At 34.1% G+C, this 16,430-nt stretch carries 15 protein-coding genes; 6 read left to right on the top strand and 9 right to left on the bottom strand.

The window, feature by feature from the left end; translation table 11 throughout:
• Positions 1 to 185 precede the first annotated feature (185 nt).
• From J2X17_RS16525 to pyrH, 3 genes are all read right to left on the bottom strand, one after another.
• Entirely contained in the window at positions 186 to 2,681 is a 2,496-nt protein-coding gene (locus tag J2X17_RS16525; RefSeq protein WP_310300422.1) for a DUF5686 family protein, read from the bottom strand.
• A gap of 119 nt (positions 2,682 to 2,800) precedes the next feature.
• Positions 2,801 to 3,364: a ribosome recycling factor gene (gene frr / locus J2X17_RS16520; protein ID WP_310300419.1), complete on the bottom strand. Its 564-nt coding sequence runs from the start codon at positions 3,362 to 3,364 to the stop codon at positions 2,801 to 2,803.
• Positions 3,365 to 3,531: 167 nt separating this feature from the next.
• A complete protein-coding gene (gene pyrH, locus J2X17_RS16515; protein ID WP_026983543.1) occupies positions 3,532 to 4,239 on the bottom strand; it encodes a UMP kinase in 708 nt (235 codons plus the stop codon).
• 191 nt (positions 4,240 to 4,430) lie between these two features.
• Here pyrH and J2X17_RS16510 point away from each other — a divergent pair, with 191 nt between their 5' ends.
• Positions 4,431 to 5,048, top strand: coding sequence for a thioredoxin family protein (locus J2X17_RS16510; RefSeq protein WP_310300416.1), 618 nt, complete (start codon positions 4,431 to 4,433; stop codon positions 5,046 to 5,048).
• A 407-nt stretch (positions 5,049 to 5,455) separates the two neighbouring features.
• Here the strand turns inward: J2X17_RS16510 and J2X17_RS16505 are convergent, their stop codons facing one another.
• The 5 genes from J2X17_RS16505 to J2X17_RS16485 all read right to left on the bottom strand — a co-directional run bounded on the left by J2X17_RS16505 (position 5,456) and on the right by J2X17_RS16485 (position 8,933).
• Entirely contained in the window at positions 5,456 to 5,986 is a 531-nt protein-coding gene (locus tag J2X17_RS16505) for a hypothetical protein (protein ID WP_310300413.1), read from the bottom strand.
• Positions 5,987 to 6,142: 156 nt separating this feature from the next.
• Positions 6,143 to 6,832, bottom strand: a complete 690-nt coding sequence (gene truB / locus J2X17_RS16500) for a tRNA pseudouridine(55) synthase TruB (RefSeq protein WP_310300410.1) — start codon at positions 6,830 to 6,832, stop codon at positions 6,143 to 6,145.
• Complete coding sequence (locus J2X17_RS16495; RefSeq protein ID WP_310300407.1) at positions 6,832 to 7,629, bottom strand: undecaprenyl-diphosphate phosphatase; 798 nt, start codon at positions 7,627 to 7,629, stop codon at positions 6,832 to 6,834. Before J2X17_RS16495 ends, truB begins: the two co-directional genes overlap by 1 nt.
• 103 nt (positions 7,630 to 7,732) lie before the next feature.
• On the bottom strand, positions 7,733 to 7,987 hold the full coding sequence (locus J2X17_RS16490) for a DUF3098 domain-containing protein (protein ID WP_310300404.1): 255 nt from the start codon (positions 7,985 to 7,987) through the stop codon (positions 7,733 to 7,735).
• Positions 7,988 to 8,057: 70 nt separating this feature from the next.
• Entirely contained in the window at positions 8,058 to 8,933 is an 876-nt protein-coding gene (locus J2X17_RS16485; protein ID WP_310300400.1) for a cell division protein FtsX, read from the bottom strand.
• Positions 8,934 to 9,379: 446 nt separating this feature from the next.
• Between J2X17_RS16485 and J2X17_RS16480 the strand changes: the two genes are divergently transcribed.
• From J2X17_RS16480 to J2X17_RS16460, 5 genes are all read left to right on the top strand, one after another.
• Positions 9,380 to 12,469 carry a leucine--tRNA ligase gene (locus J2X17_RS16480; protein WP_310300395.1) on the top strand — a complete coding sequence of 1,030 codons (3,090 nt, stop codon included), beginning with the start codon at positions 9,380 to 9,382 and terminating at the stop codon, positions 12,467 to 12,469.
• A gap of 343 nt (positions 12,470 to 12,812) precedes the next feature.
• Positions 12,813 to 13,658 carry an alpha/beta fold hydrolase gene (locus J2X17_RS16475; RefSeq protein ID WP_310300393.1) on the top strand — a complete coding sequence of 282 codons (846 nt, stop codon included), beginning with the start codon at positions 12,813 to 12,815 and terminating at the stop codon, positions 13,656 to 13,658.
• Positions 13,659 to 13,660: 2 nt separating this feature from the next.
• Positions 13,661 to 14,134 (top strand): RNA polymerase sigma factor, encoded by a 474-nt coding sequence (locus J2X17_RS16470; RefSeq protein ID WP_310300546.1) that lies wholly within the window; start codon positions 13,661 to 13,663, stop codon positions 14,132 to 14,134.
• Positions 14,121 to 14,711 carry a hypothetical protein gene (locus J2X17_RS16465; protein WP_310300390.1) on the top strand — a complete coding sequence of 197 codons (591 nt, stop codon included), beginning with the start codon at positions 14,121 to 14,123 and terminating at the stop codon, positions 14,709 to 14,711. The genes J2X17_RS16470 and J2X17_RS16465 overlap by 14 nt, the downstream gene beginning before the upstream one ends.
• 295 nt (positions 14,712 to 15,006) lie before the next feature.
• The gene (locus J2X17_RS16460) at positions 15,007 to 15,699 is read left to right on the top strand and encodes a zinc metallopeptidase (protein ID WP_310300387.1); all 693 of its coding nucleotides are present in this window, start codon (positions 15,007 to 15,009) and stop codon (positions 15,697 to 15,699) included.
• A 173-nt stretch (positions 15,700 to 15,872) separates the two neighbouring features.
• On the opposite strand, the gene J2X17_RS16455 is transcribed toward J2X17_RS16460, so the two are convergent.
• Positions 15,873 to 16,343: an Lrp/AsnC family transcriptional regulator gene (locus J2X17_RS16455; RefSeq protein ID WP_310300384.1), complete on the bottom strand. Its 471-nt coding sequence runs from the start codon at positions 16,341 to 16,343 to the stop codon at positions 15,873 to 15,875.
• Positions 16,344 to 16,430 lie beyond the last annotated feature (87 nt).

Genomic DNA, 16,430 nt, shown 5'->3' with positions numbered 1-16,430 from the left:
TGGGATTTTTTTGTGTGGTGTAATCTTTGTCAAAGTTTGAAATTTTGACAAAGATTGTGCGTTTTTGTTATCTCGATCCCGAGGCTTCGGGAGAGAAATTACACTCGTAACTCGCCAAAGATTGTTGATTCCCTTTGCGGAATTTCTAGTTTGTAATTTGGGATTTTTAAATATTGGAATTTAATTTACAATCCTAAATCAAGTACATACGAAATCTTCACCGCAATATTATCTTCTACTTTTGGTAATTGATTTGGTCCGTAACGGTAGAATCCGCCTAAACCAAAACCTTTAAAAATTCGGTTTAGTTCAATCCCTGATTCAAAATAACCTTTGTTTAAAGTTTTATAGGCCGGGCCAATATGCTGTTCCGGGTGTTCCATATTTCCCCAGGCCATTCTGGTAACCACTACTAATACCGGACGCACTTTTTTGAGGATCGTAATTCGGTCAAAACCATGTTTTACCTGAAAAAACACGTATTGGCTAGAGAAGAACTCATTAAAATACATGGTCTCGAAACTGTTTCTTCCGGCAAAAGTAATACGCTGAACGATCGTTTCTTTGGTAAGGTTGTTAGGCATGGTGTTGTACAAATGTGTAATTGGTACGTCGCCTATGGCATAACCCCCTTGAAATAATAAACTGGTTTTTTGACCGTTGAGGTATTTTTTTTCGTACTCGGTTTTGAAATCTATTTTACCAAACGTAAAATCATTCTGTAATACATTGGGTAACGATTGTGTGTATTGAAAAGTAAAGCGCGGAAATCTTTTATCTGATTCTGTTCTTCCGTTTGGCGTTTGCATAACATCACTAAACGGTGTCCAAACAATCGATGCCATAGCCGTCGTCATGATGTAACTTGAATATAATTGTCCGTGTAGATTAAACATATAATCAAATTTCGGTTCAACGTATGTTCGGGCTAATTCAAAAATAGCTTCAGTTTTCGGAATGATTTTAGTTTGAACATTTGCCTTCCAGCTGATGTATTTGTAAAATGTGCTAATATTGATGGGGCGTGGATCGTAAATTTTAAAAACACGTTTGTCAACTGCAAAAACGGTACTCGCGATCTCTCGAACGTCATCTGTATAAGATCCGTTTAACCAGGTGTTGGTCGTTTTGTCTAATAAAACCCCTGAACCTATATTGTATTTAAAAATACCGTCTTTTGTTCCGTAAGCAGTATATCCTTCAATTCTGAAGCTTTTAGAAAAACGATCGTTTGTAATTCCGCCAACTCCTAAACGAAATCCTTCGTAATTATTGTAACTGATGATTTTCTTTAAATCTAGGTCAATTGGGCCAAGTGGAACGTAGCCATTAATAATCTTTCGTCCAAGTCTTAAGCGATTTTCGATTCTTTTCTTAATTGAAATACTATCTAATAATTGATATGTTTTTTGGCCTTTTAAGTCCAGACTTTCTTTACGATATTCATTCCAGAAGCTTTCCGGCTTTTTTGCAGCATCCTCTTTAACTTCCATATAAAGAGAAGGATTTTTTATTGGATCTTCAGTGTTGTAATGAATGTCAAAATTGTTGCTTTCTGATAATAAATAAGTAAAGTCTGAAGCTGATTTTTTTCTGGTTGAAAAGGCGTCATCGACATCGCCATCAAACTGAATTGTTCCGCCCAAAATTTTAATGTCATCATTGTTTTTTCCTTTTACAATTTTGAACGTTGTGTTACTCTGGAACCAGATTTTTTCATTAGGAACATAGGTAAATTCGTGTATTCCGCTAATATCCAAAACACCTTTTATTCGCATTACTGCTTTCGCAATAGCGTAATTTTCCTGATCGATGTACAAAACTCCTTCCAGACCAGATGACTTTCTTTTTTGTTTATTTTTAAAGTAAATCATGTAGGTATTTCTGCCTTTTATGGCAACAGTATCGAGAAGTTTATAGTTATAATCTTTAAGTGCATTGTCTGCAATTGGGTTTTGGTATTTTGTTTCAAACAACTCATACTTTGGGTCGTAAATAGAAATGGATTGTAAATTGAAAGCCAAAACTTCATACACAGGTTGTTTAAAACCTGCCATTTTGGTGCCCAACACGGTCTCTTTTAATTTTTTGTCTTTAAATTGATATTGCGAAACTTTTTCAGTTTGAAACAAATGCTGTTTGCTGATGATCTCCTTGAATTTATAATCAGATGAATCTATATTGATTTTTTTCTTGTTGAAATCTTTATATGCCGCAGATGAGTCGATTCTGCCATCAATCGAATCCGGATTGGCAGTAACAATTAACTTGTTGTATGTTTTATATTCAAAACTACTAAGCTTTTTTTGTGGATTGTTACTGTTTTTATTGGCAATAACTTGCCTTAAAATCGCTAAAGCCGGATTTTCGTTTGAAATTACAACTTCATTTAAATTGTCCGTTTTCTGCGAAAGCGAAACCAAATAAAATTTTTTGTTGCTGAGGATTGTTATAATCTTTGTTTCAAAACCAATATAAGAAACCGCAAAAGTGGTAACGTTTGATGACGGGGTCACATTGAATTTTCCATCGACATCTGTGATTGTATTGTTATTGTCTGAAGTGGTAATCGTGGCAAACGGCAGCGGTTTGTTGTTGGAGTCGGTTACAATTCCGTTTATTTGAAATTGCGCCTGAATGGTAAGCGTAAAGAACAAAGTCAATAAACAAAATAGCTTCATACTGAGGATTATAGTTTCAAAAACGTAAAAATTGTTGTTTTTGGTATGCAAAAATAAGAATAAAAAAATCCGTCTGATACAAATTGATCAAACGGATTTTTATTTTGTGTCGAATAAAATTACACTTTCATGATCTCAGCTTCTTTCGTAGCTAATAATTCATCGATTTTTTTGATGTAAGCATTCGTTAAGTTCTGAACTTCTTCTTCAGCAGATTTACAAATATCTTCAGAAGTACCTTCTTTTTCTAATTTTTTAATGTCAGTATTGGCATCTTTACGTACGTTGCGAACACCAATTTTCGCATCTTCCGCTTCAGATTTTGCCTGTTTGGCTAATTCTCGACGACGGTCTTCTGTTAATGGCGGAACACTGATAATAATCATGTCTCCGTTATTCATTGGGTTGAAACCAATATTAGCTACCATAATCGCTTTTTCAATTACATGAAGCATGTTTTTTTCAAACGGTTGTAAAGTAATTGTTCTTGCGTCTGGAACACTAATTTTTGAAACTTGAGAAAGCGGCGTTGCAGATCCGTAATAATCTACAAAAACACTTCCAAGCATTGCCGGAGAAGCTTTTCCTGCGCGGATATTTAGAAATTCTTTTTCTAAATGCGCAATCGAACCGTTCATTGATTCTTCAGTACTTTCTAATATAAAATCTATTTCTTCGCTCATTTTTTTTCTCGATTTTTAGTCCCGAAGCTTCGGGATAGACTTTTGGATTTTTAGATTCTAAAAATAGGTCTGTCTAATTTACTAACTATAATTTTTATTTTTTAATGATTTATTGTCTATAGATTATCATAAAGTCGAATAATCTAAAAGTCCAACAATCGAACAATCTAAATATTAACTACTGTTCCGATATTTTCTCCTTCGCAGATTTTCAATAAGTTTCCAATTTTGTTCATATCAAAAACAACGATTGGCAATTTGTTTTCCTGGCTTAATGTAAAAGCGGTAGTGTCCATTACGTTTAATCCTTTTTTCAGAACGTCATCAAACGAAATGAAATCAAATTTAACTGCCGAAGCATTTTTTTCAGGATCGCAATCGTAAACACCATCAACGCGGGTTCCTTTCAGGATAACATCAGCATTAATCTCAATTCCTCTTAAAACAGCTGCAGTATCGGTTGTAAAATAAGGATTTCCGGTTCCGGCTCCAAAGATTACGATTCTGCCTTTTTCAAGGTGACGGTCGGCTCTTCTTTTGATGTATGGTTCTGCAATAGATTCCATTTTAAGGGCAGTTTGCAAACGCGTTTTCATTCCTTTGTCTTCAAGAGCGCCTTGCAAAGCCATTCCATTGATAACAGTCGCAAGCATTCCCATATAATCGCCTTGTACTCTATCCATACCGGCACTTGCTCCAGCAACGCCTCTAAAAATATTTCCTCCTCCAATAACAATAGCAATTTCTACTCCTTTGCTGTGAATCTGCTTAATTTCTTCAGCATATTCGGCTAATCTTTTTGGGTCAATTCCGTATTGTAAGTCACCCATTAAGGCTTCGCCACTTAATTTTAGAAGAATTCTTTTATATTTCATGTGTGTGTTGCGTTAATTTGTGCAAATATAGACATATTCTGATTTTTAAAAATAATGTTTTAAAAAATTAATTGCCCTTTTATCTTTAATTTTCTAAAGATTTTTAAGATTTATTTTCTCAAATCTGACAAAAGTCTTACGAGGGCATTTTAAAATCAGTAAATTTATAGTATTCAAAAAACAAAAGATATATGAAAAGTATTGTTGCCAAAGCACTATTCAATAGTCATTCTTATGCTGAATACCGAAAATTAGTTACCGATTTATTATCCGAAGGAAAATCTACCGGTAGCGTACAATCAGATAGCCTGACGAATTATTCTAAATTGAACGAGGCCCGAATGAACCGCTTAGAGAAAACTATCACAATCTCTGAAGATGTTATCTCAAAATTGCAAAACTTAGACAATCATTACATCTGGCTGGTAATTTCTGAAGGCTGGTGCGGCGATGCGGCTCAAATACTTCCCATCGTTAATAAAATGGCCCTCGACTCGAATAAAAAAGTCGACCTCCGAATTGTTTTGAGAGATGAGAATGATGAATTAATGAGTCATTATCTGACCAACGGCGGAAGAGCAATTCCGAAAATTATTGTGATTTGTAAAGAAGCCGGAATTGTACGTACAGATTGGGGCCCGAGACCAAAAGGAGCAACTGAATTAATGGCAAATTATAAAAGGGATTTTGGTGTTGTTGATGAAAAAATCAAAACCGATTTGCAATTATGGTATTTGACTGATAAAGGAGTTTCGGTTCAGGAAGAGCTTGTCGAGATTATGGAGAATATAAAATATAATCGACTGTAAAATTCTATAATAAAAAAAAAATCGTTGAAACACTTGGTTTTAGTGGTAATTTACTGAAAACAAGAATTTTAGTAATAAAAAATCCGTTAAAATTGTTTTTTTTAAGCGTAAGATTTTGTAACTTGTTCTCGTAATCCCACTTCTATTATTTATTTTTGATTTACTCTTTTTACTGGTGTTTATTTAATGTCTAACAATTAAAAATACACTGTCATGATGAAGTTATTCGACAAATTTTACGATTTTATTTCAGGTTTATTGTTTGGAGGGAAAAATATGACTCACTATTAGCCTTAAAAAAAAACAAGCACGGAAAACAAAATTATTTTAGAAGTTGGCACATTACTATCGCCTCATTCCGTAATGTGCTATTTTTTGTAAAAAAGGAAGGGTAACAGATTTTGCATTTAAAAACTAATCAGGGAAAATCCAAAACTGACACTTCCAATACTATTATATTCGTGCAACGGAAAACCAAAATCAGCTACTTCAAGAAATATAGTGTGATCATCTACTGTTAATCCTAATCGCGCTTTTTTGTATGTACCGCTGAGATCACCGCGACCTAAAGCAAAACTTCTTCCGTATCCAACTTCCATTGTAATTCTGGTATTTTCTGCGATTTTTGGTCGTAATCCCAAATTAAGATAAACTGGAACAGCAACTAATTTTTCATTCCATTTCCAATCCAGACCACTGTGAACACCCAATGTTAACCATTGTTTGTAATGAACGCCATAGCCTAGTTTTGAGCCCAAACCATCCGGAAGGAGCCAGGGTTGTTTGTCGCCTTCATATTCGGGTGCATCTCCATAATCAGGATTTCCTGTTAGGGAAAGACCAACATCAAATTGAATGTAAGTGAATTTTTTCTCCTGAGCAGAAAGCTTCAGAATAAAGAAAAAAAATGTAATAATCGCGAGTAAAGAATATTTCATAAAATTGATTTAAGTTCATCTTTGCAATGAAATCTTTTATTTTCAATATGCTCAGAATCGACAAAATAATCTTTCGAAAGATATTTAAAAATCACGATAATTCGTACAGAATAAAAAAATATTTTAGAGGATGAAATAAGAGGGTAAAACTCTGTTTTATTGAAGACTTTCCTCAAACAAAGTAATGTCAATTGCATTTTTTACATCATAATCACCAATTTTGGTTCTGCGTAAAACGGTTAAATGTGAACCTGAATTCAATGCTTTTCCAAAATCGAAAGCTAGTGAACGAATATAAGTTCCTTTGCTGCAAACTACTCTAAAATCGATTTCAGGCAACGCAATTCTTGTAATCTCAAATTCGTGAATAGTGGTTTTTCTACTTGCAATTTCTACAGTTTCTCCTGCACGTGCGTGTTCATATAATCGTACTCCATCTTTTTTAATTGCTGAAAAAATAGGCGGTATTTGATCTATTTCTCCTAAAAATTGTTTTACGGTTTCATGAATCAAAGCTTCATCAATATGTTCTGTTGGAAATGTTTGATCGATTTCAGTTTCTAAATCATACGACGGAGTAGTAGCTCCAATATAAAAAGTTCCTGTATATTCTTTCGCCTGACCCTGAAGTTCCGAAATTCTTTTAGTGAATTTTCCCGTGCAGATTAATAATAATCCCGTTGCTAACGGATCTAAAGTTCCGGCATGCCCAATTTTAAACTTTTTTGGAAGTCCAACTTTATTAATCAAAAGGTATTTTAATTTATTGACAGCTTGAAACGAACTCCATTTTAAAGGTTTGTCTATCAGTAAAACTTGTCCGTCTAAATATTCTTCAGGTGTCATTATATGATGGTAAGCGGGTGAATGAAAAAGTGAATCAGTAGTAAAATTATTCCGGCGATAATTCGGTAATAACCAAAAACTTTAAAGCCGTTTTTAGTCAAGAATCCAATGAAAGATTTGATTGCTAAAAGTGCTACTATAAAAGCAACAACATTTCCTATAACTAATAAATTGATTTGGTCGTGAGATAATTCAAATCCTGCTTTATAATAATCGTAGCATTTTTTTACTGTTGCCCCCAACATGGTTGGAACGGCTAAAAAAAATGAAAACTCTGCTGCGGTTGTTCTGTTTAATTTTTGAGACATTCCTCCAACGATACTCGCGCCACTTCGTGAAACTCCCGGAATCATTGCCAAACACTGAAATAAACCGATTTTAAAGGCTTGTAAATAAGTGATTTCTTTGGTGGTTTCTGCTGAATTTGGATTGTTGAACCATTCGTCAACTTTCAATAAAATCAAACCTCCTATTAAAAGTGAAATAGCAACCGTAACCGGATTTTCTAATAAACCATCAATGATATCACTCAATAATAAACCTAAAACTACGGCAGGAATAAATGCTACCAAAAGTTTAAAATAAAAATCAAGTGTCTGAAAGAAACGTTTGAAATATAAAACAACAACTGAAAGTATAGCGCCAAGCTGAATAACAATTGTAAAAAGTTTGGTAAAATCTTCGTGAGCAATTCCGAAGAAAGAAGAGGCGATAATCATATGGCCAGTTGAAGAAATAGGTAAAAATTCTGTAATTCCTTCAATAATGGCTAGAACGATAGCTTGTAATGTATTCATTTATTAGATTGTTAGATTTTTAGACATCTTAGATTATTAGATTTTTTCAAGATTAATCTAATAATCTAAAGATCTAAGGAGTCTAAGAAAGTCTAAAATAAGTCTATTTAGATTTTTTGAAGATCGAATAAATCGTGATTCCAAAACCAATTAATACAGTTGTTGGAGCCAAACGGATTCTTCTGAAGCTAAAAACATCTTCATTAAAAACGTTTGGATTATCACTTCCTCCACCAGACATTAAGATAAAGCCAAGTGCGATAACGCCAATTCCGATCAATAAGATTTTGTAATTGATACCATCAAAAAGGAATTCCTGTTTTGGATGTTGTTGTTCTTCTTTAATATTGTTTTTCATCTTGTCATTGCGAGGAACGAAGCAATCTCATCCTCTTTATTAAGTTTTTTTTTATATCTGCAATCTAAAATTAATAAAGATCGTCTGTTCTTAAGTTTAGGAAACGTTGCGTTGCAAAATGTGTGCTTACCCAGGTAATTAAAACACCAATACCAAAAACGGTAAGTAAAACCAAGCCAATTAAGGGTTTGTCTTCTAAAATTCCAAGTCCCGGGAAGTTTGTTTCAACATAAAGTAAAAGTGCGACTAAAGCGACAATTGCCAATCCGGCACCTAACATTCCTAATTTTACACTACGCATTACAAAAGGTTTACGGATAAACGATTTTGTTGCGCCAACCATTTGCATGGTCTTAATGATAAATCGGTTAGAGTGAATAGATAAACGTAAAGAGCTGTTGATTAATAAAACCGCAATTACCGCCAGGAAACCGCTGATAATCAAAATCCACATACTTACTTTTTTGATGTTGTCATTTACAAGATTTACCAATTGTTTATCGTAAACAATATCTTCAATCATGGTATTTTGACGCAAACTGCTCTCGATTTTAGAAATACTGTCTCTCTCAACATAATCTGCTTTTAAGTGGATGTCATATGAATTCAATAATGGATTTTCTCCTAAAAAGGTCAGGAAATCTTCCCCGATAATGTCAGTATGTTCTTTTGCTGCTTTTTCTTTAGAAACATAAGCATAAGATCTTGCGAAAGGAGCTCTTTTCAATTCAGCGTTGAAAGCCTTTATTACACTATCATTAGCTTCATTTTTAAAGAAAACCGTCATGGCGATTTTTTCTTTAAAATCATTAGCCAGTTTTTTAGAATTGATAATGAATAATCCTAGTACCCCTAAAAGGAATAAAACCAGAAATACACTTAATACAACCGAAAAATAAGAGGAAATTAACCTGCGCTTTTGAAATTTATCAAAGTTAGAACTCATAGTTTGCTTAAATTATGTGGTAAAAATAATAAAGAATTTCTTTATTTGAAGTTAATAACGATCAAAGTTTTAACTTTCGTACAATAAATATACGATTAGATATTTAATAAAAAGTTTATTTAGTCTGAAAGTACAGCAAGTTTTAAAGTCTGATCCTGGTTAAAAGTACTAATAGATAAAAACCTTACCTGTTTGGAGACTTGCTATATGCTAAAAGTTAGTGCGCTACGAAAAATGAGAATGTAAGTTTGTGTTTTCGGGAATAGATTTGATTTTCAAATGTTAAAATCGCTTACTATTACTCAGGTAAAAATACATATTTTATTATTTTATTTGTTTGCCAATGAAATAGCTTTGGTACAAACGACAATAAATGTAAATTTGCGCCTAATTAATTAGTGAAAAGCTTTAGAGCCTTAGTCACTTAGAATCTTAGTCACTTAAAAATGAAATACAATCCGAACGAAATCGAAGAAAAATGGCAAAAATATTGGGCTGAAAACCAAACTTTTGCTGCAAGTAATAATTCTGAAAAACCTAAACATTATGTTTTAGATATGTTTCCTTATCCGTCAGGAGCAGGATTGCACGTAGGGCATCCACTAGGTTATATTGCTTCAGATGTTTATTCTCGTTTCAAAAGACATCAGGGTTTCAATGTTTTGCACCCAATGGGATATGACAGTTTTGGATTGCCTGCGGAACAATATGCGATTCAGACCGGACAACGTCCAGAAGATACGACGCGCGTAAATATTGACGGTGGAGTTGATAAAGAAGGAAAACAAATTGCCGGATACAGAAAGCAATTAGATAAAATAGGGTTTTCATTTGACTGGAGCCGTGAGGTTCGTACTTCAAATCCGGATTATTATAAACATACACAATGGATTTTTATCCAATTGTTCAATTCCTGGTACTGCAAGAAACAAGGAAAAGCCTATGATATTTCTGAGCTTGTAAAAGTTTTTGAAGAAGAAGGGAATGAATTAGTTGAAGCAGTTTGCGATGATAATGTTGCGATTTTTACTGCAGCAGAATGGAATTCTTATTCGGAAGATCAAAAAGAAAAAATCCTTTTGCAATACAGAATGACGTATTTGGCAGAAACTGAAGTAAATTGGTGTCCTGGTTTAGGAACTGTTTTGGCAAATGACGAAATCGTAAACGGAGTTTCTGAACGTGGAGGATATCCTGTAATCCGTAAAAAAATGACACAATGGAGCATGCGTATTTCTGCTTATGCAGAGCGTTTGTTGCAAGGTTTGAATGATATTGACTGGAGTGAATCTATAAAAGAATCACAAAGAAACTGGATTGGAAAATCAGTTGGTGCAATGGTTTCTTTCAATGTGCTACCGACAACCAGCAACCAACAACCAGCAACTATTTCAGTTTTCACAACTCGTCCTGATACTATTTTTGGAGTGACTTTTATGACTTTGGCACCAGAGCATGATTTGGTAGCAAAAATCACAACTCCAGAACAAAAAGCGACAGTTGAAGCGTATATCGAAAAAACGGCAAAACGTTCAGAGCGTGAGCGTATGGCTGATGTAAAAACTATTTCTGGAGTATTTACCGGAGCTTATGCTGAACATCCTTTTACAAAAGAAGCAATTCCGGTTTGGATTGGAGATTATGTTTTGGCAGGTTACGGAACTGGTGCTGTAATGGCGGTTCCTTGTGGAGACGAGAGAGATTACGCTTTCGCGAATTTCTTTAAAGGTCAGAACGGAATGCCGGAAATCAAAAATATTTTTGCCAATGTTGATATTTCGGAAGCCGCTTACGGTTCAAAAGACAATGTTGAAATTGCGAATTCTGATTTCTTAAACGGATTAAATTATAAAAATGCAACTCAGGCTGTGATTACGGCTTTAGAAAAAATAGGACAAGGAAGCGGAAAAACAAATTACCGTTTGCGTGATGCTGTTTTCTCTCGCCAGCGTTATTGGGGAGAACCTTTCCCGGTTTATTATGTAAATGGTTTGCCAAAGATGATTGATGCACAGCATTTGCCAATCATTTTGCCTGAAGTAGAAAAATATTTACCAACCGAAGATGGTTTGCCTCCTTTAGGAAATGCAGCTGTTTGGGCTTGGGATTCAAAAAACAATAAAGTTGTCAATACAGATTTAGTTGACAATGTGACGATTTTTCCATTAGAATTGAATACTATGCCAGGTTGGGCAGGAAGTTCATGGTATTGGATGCGTTACATGGATGCGCACAATGAAAACGAATTTGCAACCAAGGAAGCTTTGGCTTACTGGGAAAGTGTAGATTTATATATTGGAGGAAGCGAGCACGCAACCGGACACTTATTGTATTCTCGTTTCTGGAATAAATTCTTAAAAGATAAAGGTTTTGCTCCGACTGAAGAACCATTTAAAAAACTGATCAATCAGGGAATGATCTTGGGAACTAGTGCTTTTGTAAATGGTGTATGGGTAGAATTAAACTATCGTTCTGTTAAGCGAGATTTTGGTGATCAAAGTAAGGATATTGCAGTTGATCAACCTCGTCCTTTTTTTGTTGGAATTTCAAAAAAGGTTTTTGAATCAGATCAGTTTAAATCAGATGAGTATGGTATTATATATAACGATGTCTTAGATAAATTGATTCGTAATAAATTTCCAAATTTAACTTTCGTAGATTCTGAAAAAGATATATTGGATGAGTGTTATGATTATAGGTGTTCAGTTGTAAAACCACATACAGATGTAAATTTTGTAAATGCCTCTGATGAATTAGATATTGAAAAATTCCAAGGATGGAGAGAGGACTATATTACTGCTGAATTTATTAAAGAAGAAAACGAAAAATTCATTGTAAGTCGTGAAGTCGAAAAAATGTCGAAATCAAAATACAATGTCGTAACTCCGGATGATATTTGTGCTGAATACGGTGCTGATACATTGCGTTTGTACGAAATGTTTTTAGGTCCGTTGGAACAGGCAAAACCTTGGAATACTGCTGGAATTTCTGGAGTATTTGGTTTCTTGAAAAAATTATGGCGTTTGTATATTGATGAGAACAATGGTTTAATCGTAAACAATGATGAGCCTACAAAAGACAATTTGAAATCATTATATAAAACCATCAAAAAAGTAGCAGAAGATATCGAGAGTTTCTCTTTTAATACTTCAGTTTCTCAATTTATGATTTGTGTGAATGAATTGTCTTCTCAAAATTGTCATTCAAGAGCTATTTTAGAGCCATTAGCAATTTTGGTTTCGCCTTACGCACCACATATAGCTGAAGAATTATGGTCACAATTGGGTCATACAGGTTCAATAGCAACGGTTGATTTTCCTGTTTTTGATGCCAAACATTTAATAGAAAGCAGTAAAGAATATCCAGTTTCTTTCAACGGAAAAATGCGTTTCACTATCGAATTGCCTTTAGATTTAACCGCGCCGCAAATCGAAGAAATCATTATGAAAGACGAACGAACATTAAAACAACTTGATGGAAGAACTCCAAATAAAGTAATTATTGTTCCTGGAAAAATCATCAATTTGGTTGGTTAACCAAAGTTTTAAATTCTAATATATAAATCCCAAATCCCAAATTCCAATTTTTCGATTGGAGTTTGGGTTTTTTGTTTTTAGGGCTAGTTTGTCTCATCCTGATCCCGAAGCCTCGGGAGAAGGATGACAAGATTGCGGAAAACACTTTGTAACTTTGTAACTTTGCGCGCGAAATAACCTAGCGAACTTTGCGTAAACCCTTTGCGTGCATTGCGGTTAAAAAACGCCCAAAAATTGGAATTTGGATTTTTTTTATTGAAATTTTCATTTTAGTTGTAACATTTTAAAACCTCTCGTATCCAAAGGGCGGATCCGATTATTTAACAACTTAAAATTTATAAAAATGAAAAAGTATATTTTGATTATCGCCCTTTTATTTTCAGCATTGTGTTTAAATGTTTTTGCACAAACCAAATCAGATCCATTTGAGGTTACTAAAACCGGAAAAGGAAAACAAGCTATCATATTCATTCCCGGATTTGCTTCTTCAGCGGATGTTTGGAACGAAACCAAAGTGAATTTCGAAAAAGATTATACCTGTTATACTTTAACAATGGCTGGTTTCGCCGGAGTAAAACCACAGCCAAACCCTTCTTTTAAAAACTGGGAAGACGAAATTGCGAATTACATTAAAACCAATAAAATCGAAAAACCAATTATAATTGGCCATAGTATGGGTGGTGGGCTAGCATTGGCCCTTGCTTCAGATTATCCGGAATTAATCAGTAAAATTGTTGTGGTTGATGCCCTGCCATGTCTGAATGCTTTAATGGATCCTTCTTTCAAATCAAAAGAAAATAATGACTGTTCGCCAATGGTGAACCAAATGACGGGAATGCCTGAAACTCAGTTTTTGGAAATGCAGAAAAAAATGATGCCGCAACTTTTAGCTGATACTTCGAAGTTGGATACGGTCGTGGATTGGAGTGTAAAATCAGACAGAAAAACTTTTGCAGAGATGTTTTGTGATTTCTCCAATACCGATTTAAGAGACAAAATTGCTGCGATAAAATGTCCGTCATTAATATTGCTTGAATCTAATTTTGTAAATTTCAAACCCGCGATCGAAGGGCAATATAAAAACTTAAAAACAGCTCAATTTCAATATGCTACTAAAGGTTTGCACTTTATAATGTATGATGATAAAGATTGGTTTTTGGGGCAATTGAACAATTTTCTAAAATCGTAATGATGGAATTTGAACAAATCTATAAAACGTATTGGGATCGAATATTCAGGCTTTGTATGGGTTTTGTGAATGATTACGACATTGCACAGGATCTGGCTCAGGAAACTTTTATCATTGTTTGGCAAAAGCTTGATACTTTTAGAAATGAATCTGGAATAGGGACCTGGATTTTCAGGATTGCTTCCAATAATTGCTTAAGGCAGATTGAGAAAGATAAACGTTTTCTCAAATCAGATTTACCACATCATCTTACGGAAGAAAAACAACAGTCAATAGAACCTCAAATTCAGTTTTTGTACAAATGTATTGCTGAATTACCTGAAACCGAACGTATCATTATTTCATTAGAACTGGAAGATGTAAAACAGGCTGAAATTGCCAAAATCGTTGGGCTTTCTGAGGCGAATGTAAGAGTGAAAATTCACAGGATTAAAGAAAAATTGACTCAAAAATTTAAAGAAAATGGACAACAATAATATAGATTTCAAAGATTTATGGAAAAAACAAGCCGTAAGTCAGCCTGATATGGAGGATTTGTTAGCACGATTACAAAATTTTAAAAAAGTAGGTTTACGTTGTTTATGGATTACCAATCTTTTGCTTTTTGCAACAAGTGCTTTTATAATTTTTATTTGGATTTACTACCAGCCGCAGTTTATTTCGACTAAAATTGGAATTGTACTGACGATTCTTGCGATGATGATTTATTTATTGGTTTACAATAAATTATTAGGAAACTATAAAAACATCGCAACGACTCAAACTAATCAGGAATATTTAGAAAAACTGATTTTAATTAAAAAGAAACAGCAATTTCTACAGACCAAAATGATGACTTTGTATTTTATTCTTTTAACTGCCGGAATTTGTTTGTATATGTACGAATACGCTAGCAGAATGAGCGTTTTGGGAGCTGGTTTAACATACGGAATAACTTTATTTTGGATGGCTTTTAATTGGTTTTATATTCATCCGAAACAAACAAAAAAGCAACAATCAAAAATAAATGATCTAATTGCGAAATTTGAGGAAATGAATGAGCAATTAAAATAAGGAATGTTAAAATTCCAAAGTTCAAAGTTCAAATTCCAAATTCCAATTTTACGATTGGGTTTTTGGAATTTTTTTTCGCCACGAACTCACGAATTGATTTAAAAATTCGTGAATTCGTGGCGAAAATCTATCTTCATTACTATTGGAATTTGGAATTATCCCGTTCCAAAGTTTCGGAATTGGGATTGGAATTTAATACAAAATTGGGATGTCATTTTGGCATTTTAGAAAAATGGTTCGTAAATTGTAGTTTATTTGGAAACAGATTTTAAAAACAATTTAAAAATATATAGATATGGGAAGTGGATATTTAATCATTGCCGGAGCAATTATGTTGTTCAGTTGGCTGGTGAGTTCAAAGCTCAAGAGCAAGTTTGAGTTATATTCTAAACTGCAATTACGAAACGGAATGAGTGGTGCTGAAATAGCAGAAAAAATGCTGGCTGATAACGGAATCACAGACGTTCGTGTTATTTCGACTCCGGGGCAATTAACAGATCACTATAATCCGTCAGACAAAACGGTTAATTTAAGTGAAGCAGTTTACAATCATCGTAACGCGGCTGCGGCGGCAGTTGCCGCGCATGAATGTGGTCATGCTGTGCAACATTCAGTAGGTTACCAATGGTTAGCAATGCGTTCTACGTTAGTGCCAATTGTAAACGTTGCTTCAAATTTTATGCAATGGATTTTGTTGGCTGGAATTTTAATGATTCAGATCTTTCCTCCGTTATTATTAATCGGAATAGTGCTATTTGCAGTAACGACCTTATTTTCGATTATAACTTTACCTGTAGAATACGATGCAAGTAACAGAGCATTGGCTTGGTTAGAAAATAAGCATATGCTGACACAAGAAGAGCAGGCCGGAGCAAAAGACGCCTTAAAATGGGCTGCAAGAACATATCTTGTGGCTGCACTTGGGTCAATCGCAACGTTATTGTATTATATCTCAATTTATGCAGGAAGTAATAATAGAAGAGATTAATTAATGTGCCAATTTGTTAATTAGTCAATTAGATAATTTGTAGCAAATCCGACAGGTTTTTAAAATCTGTCGGGTTTTGTTTTATAAGTTCTTTGATGAATTATCTAATTATCAAATTGGCACATTTTCTAATTAAGGAAATTATCTAATTGCCAAATTATCTAATTGGCACATTATAATTGAATCTGCCTGTCAATCTGCTGATCCAATGAAATGAAAGTCTCCGTTCTCGAAACACCTTCAATAGCTTGAATTTTAGTATTCAAAAGCTGCATTAAATGTTCGTTATCGCGGCAGATAATTTTAATCAAAACCGACCAGTTTCCGGTAGTATAATGACATTCTAAAACTTCGGGAATTTTTTTTAAGTCTTTTACAGCTTCTGAGTTTCGAGAAGCTTTATCCAGATAGACGCCAATAAACGCCATAGTGGTATAGCCTAAAACCTTCGGGTTTACAGTAAACTTCGATCCTGAAATTACACCTGATTGTTCTAATTTTTTTAAACGCTGATGAATTGCGGCTCCCGAAATGCCAATTTTATTAGCAATTTGTAAAATAGGTTTTCGGGCATCATCCATTAAATAGCGAAGAATTTCTTTGTCGATACCGTCGATTTCAATTAAAAGGGAGTTGATTTTCATTAGAGTTGTAATTTGAAACTAATTTTAGTTGTTTGGGTTTTAGTTAGAAATCAAATGTACTCAAAATGCTTTAAAAAAGAAAATTCC

Source organism: Flavobacterium aquidurense, assembly GCF_031458035.1.
GTDB classification, from domain to species: Bacteria; Bacteroidota; Bacteroidia; order Flavobacteriales; family Flavobacteriaceae; genus Flavobacterium; species Flavobacterium aquidurense_C.
The sequence above is the reverse complement of the archived record's forward strand: the minus strand, read 5'-3'. Positions and strand labels throughout refer to the sequence as shown.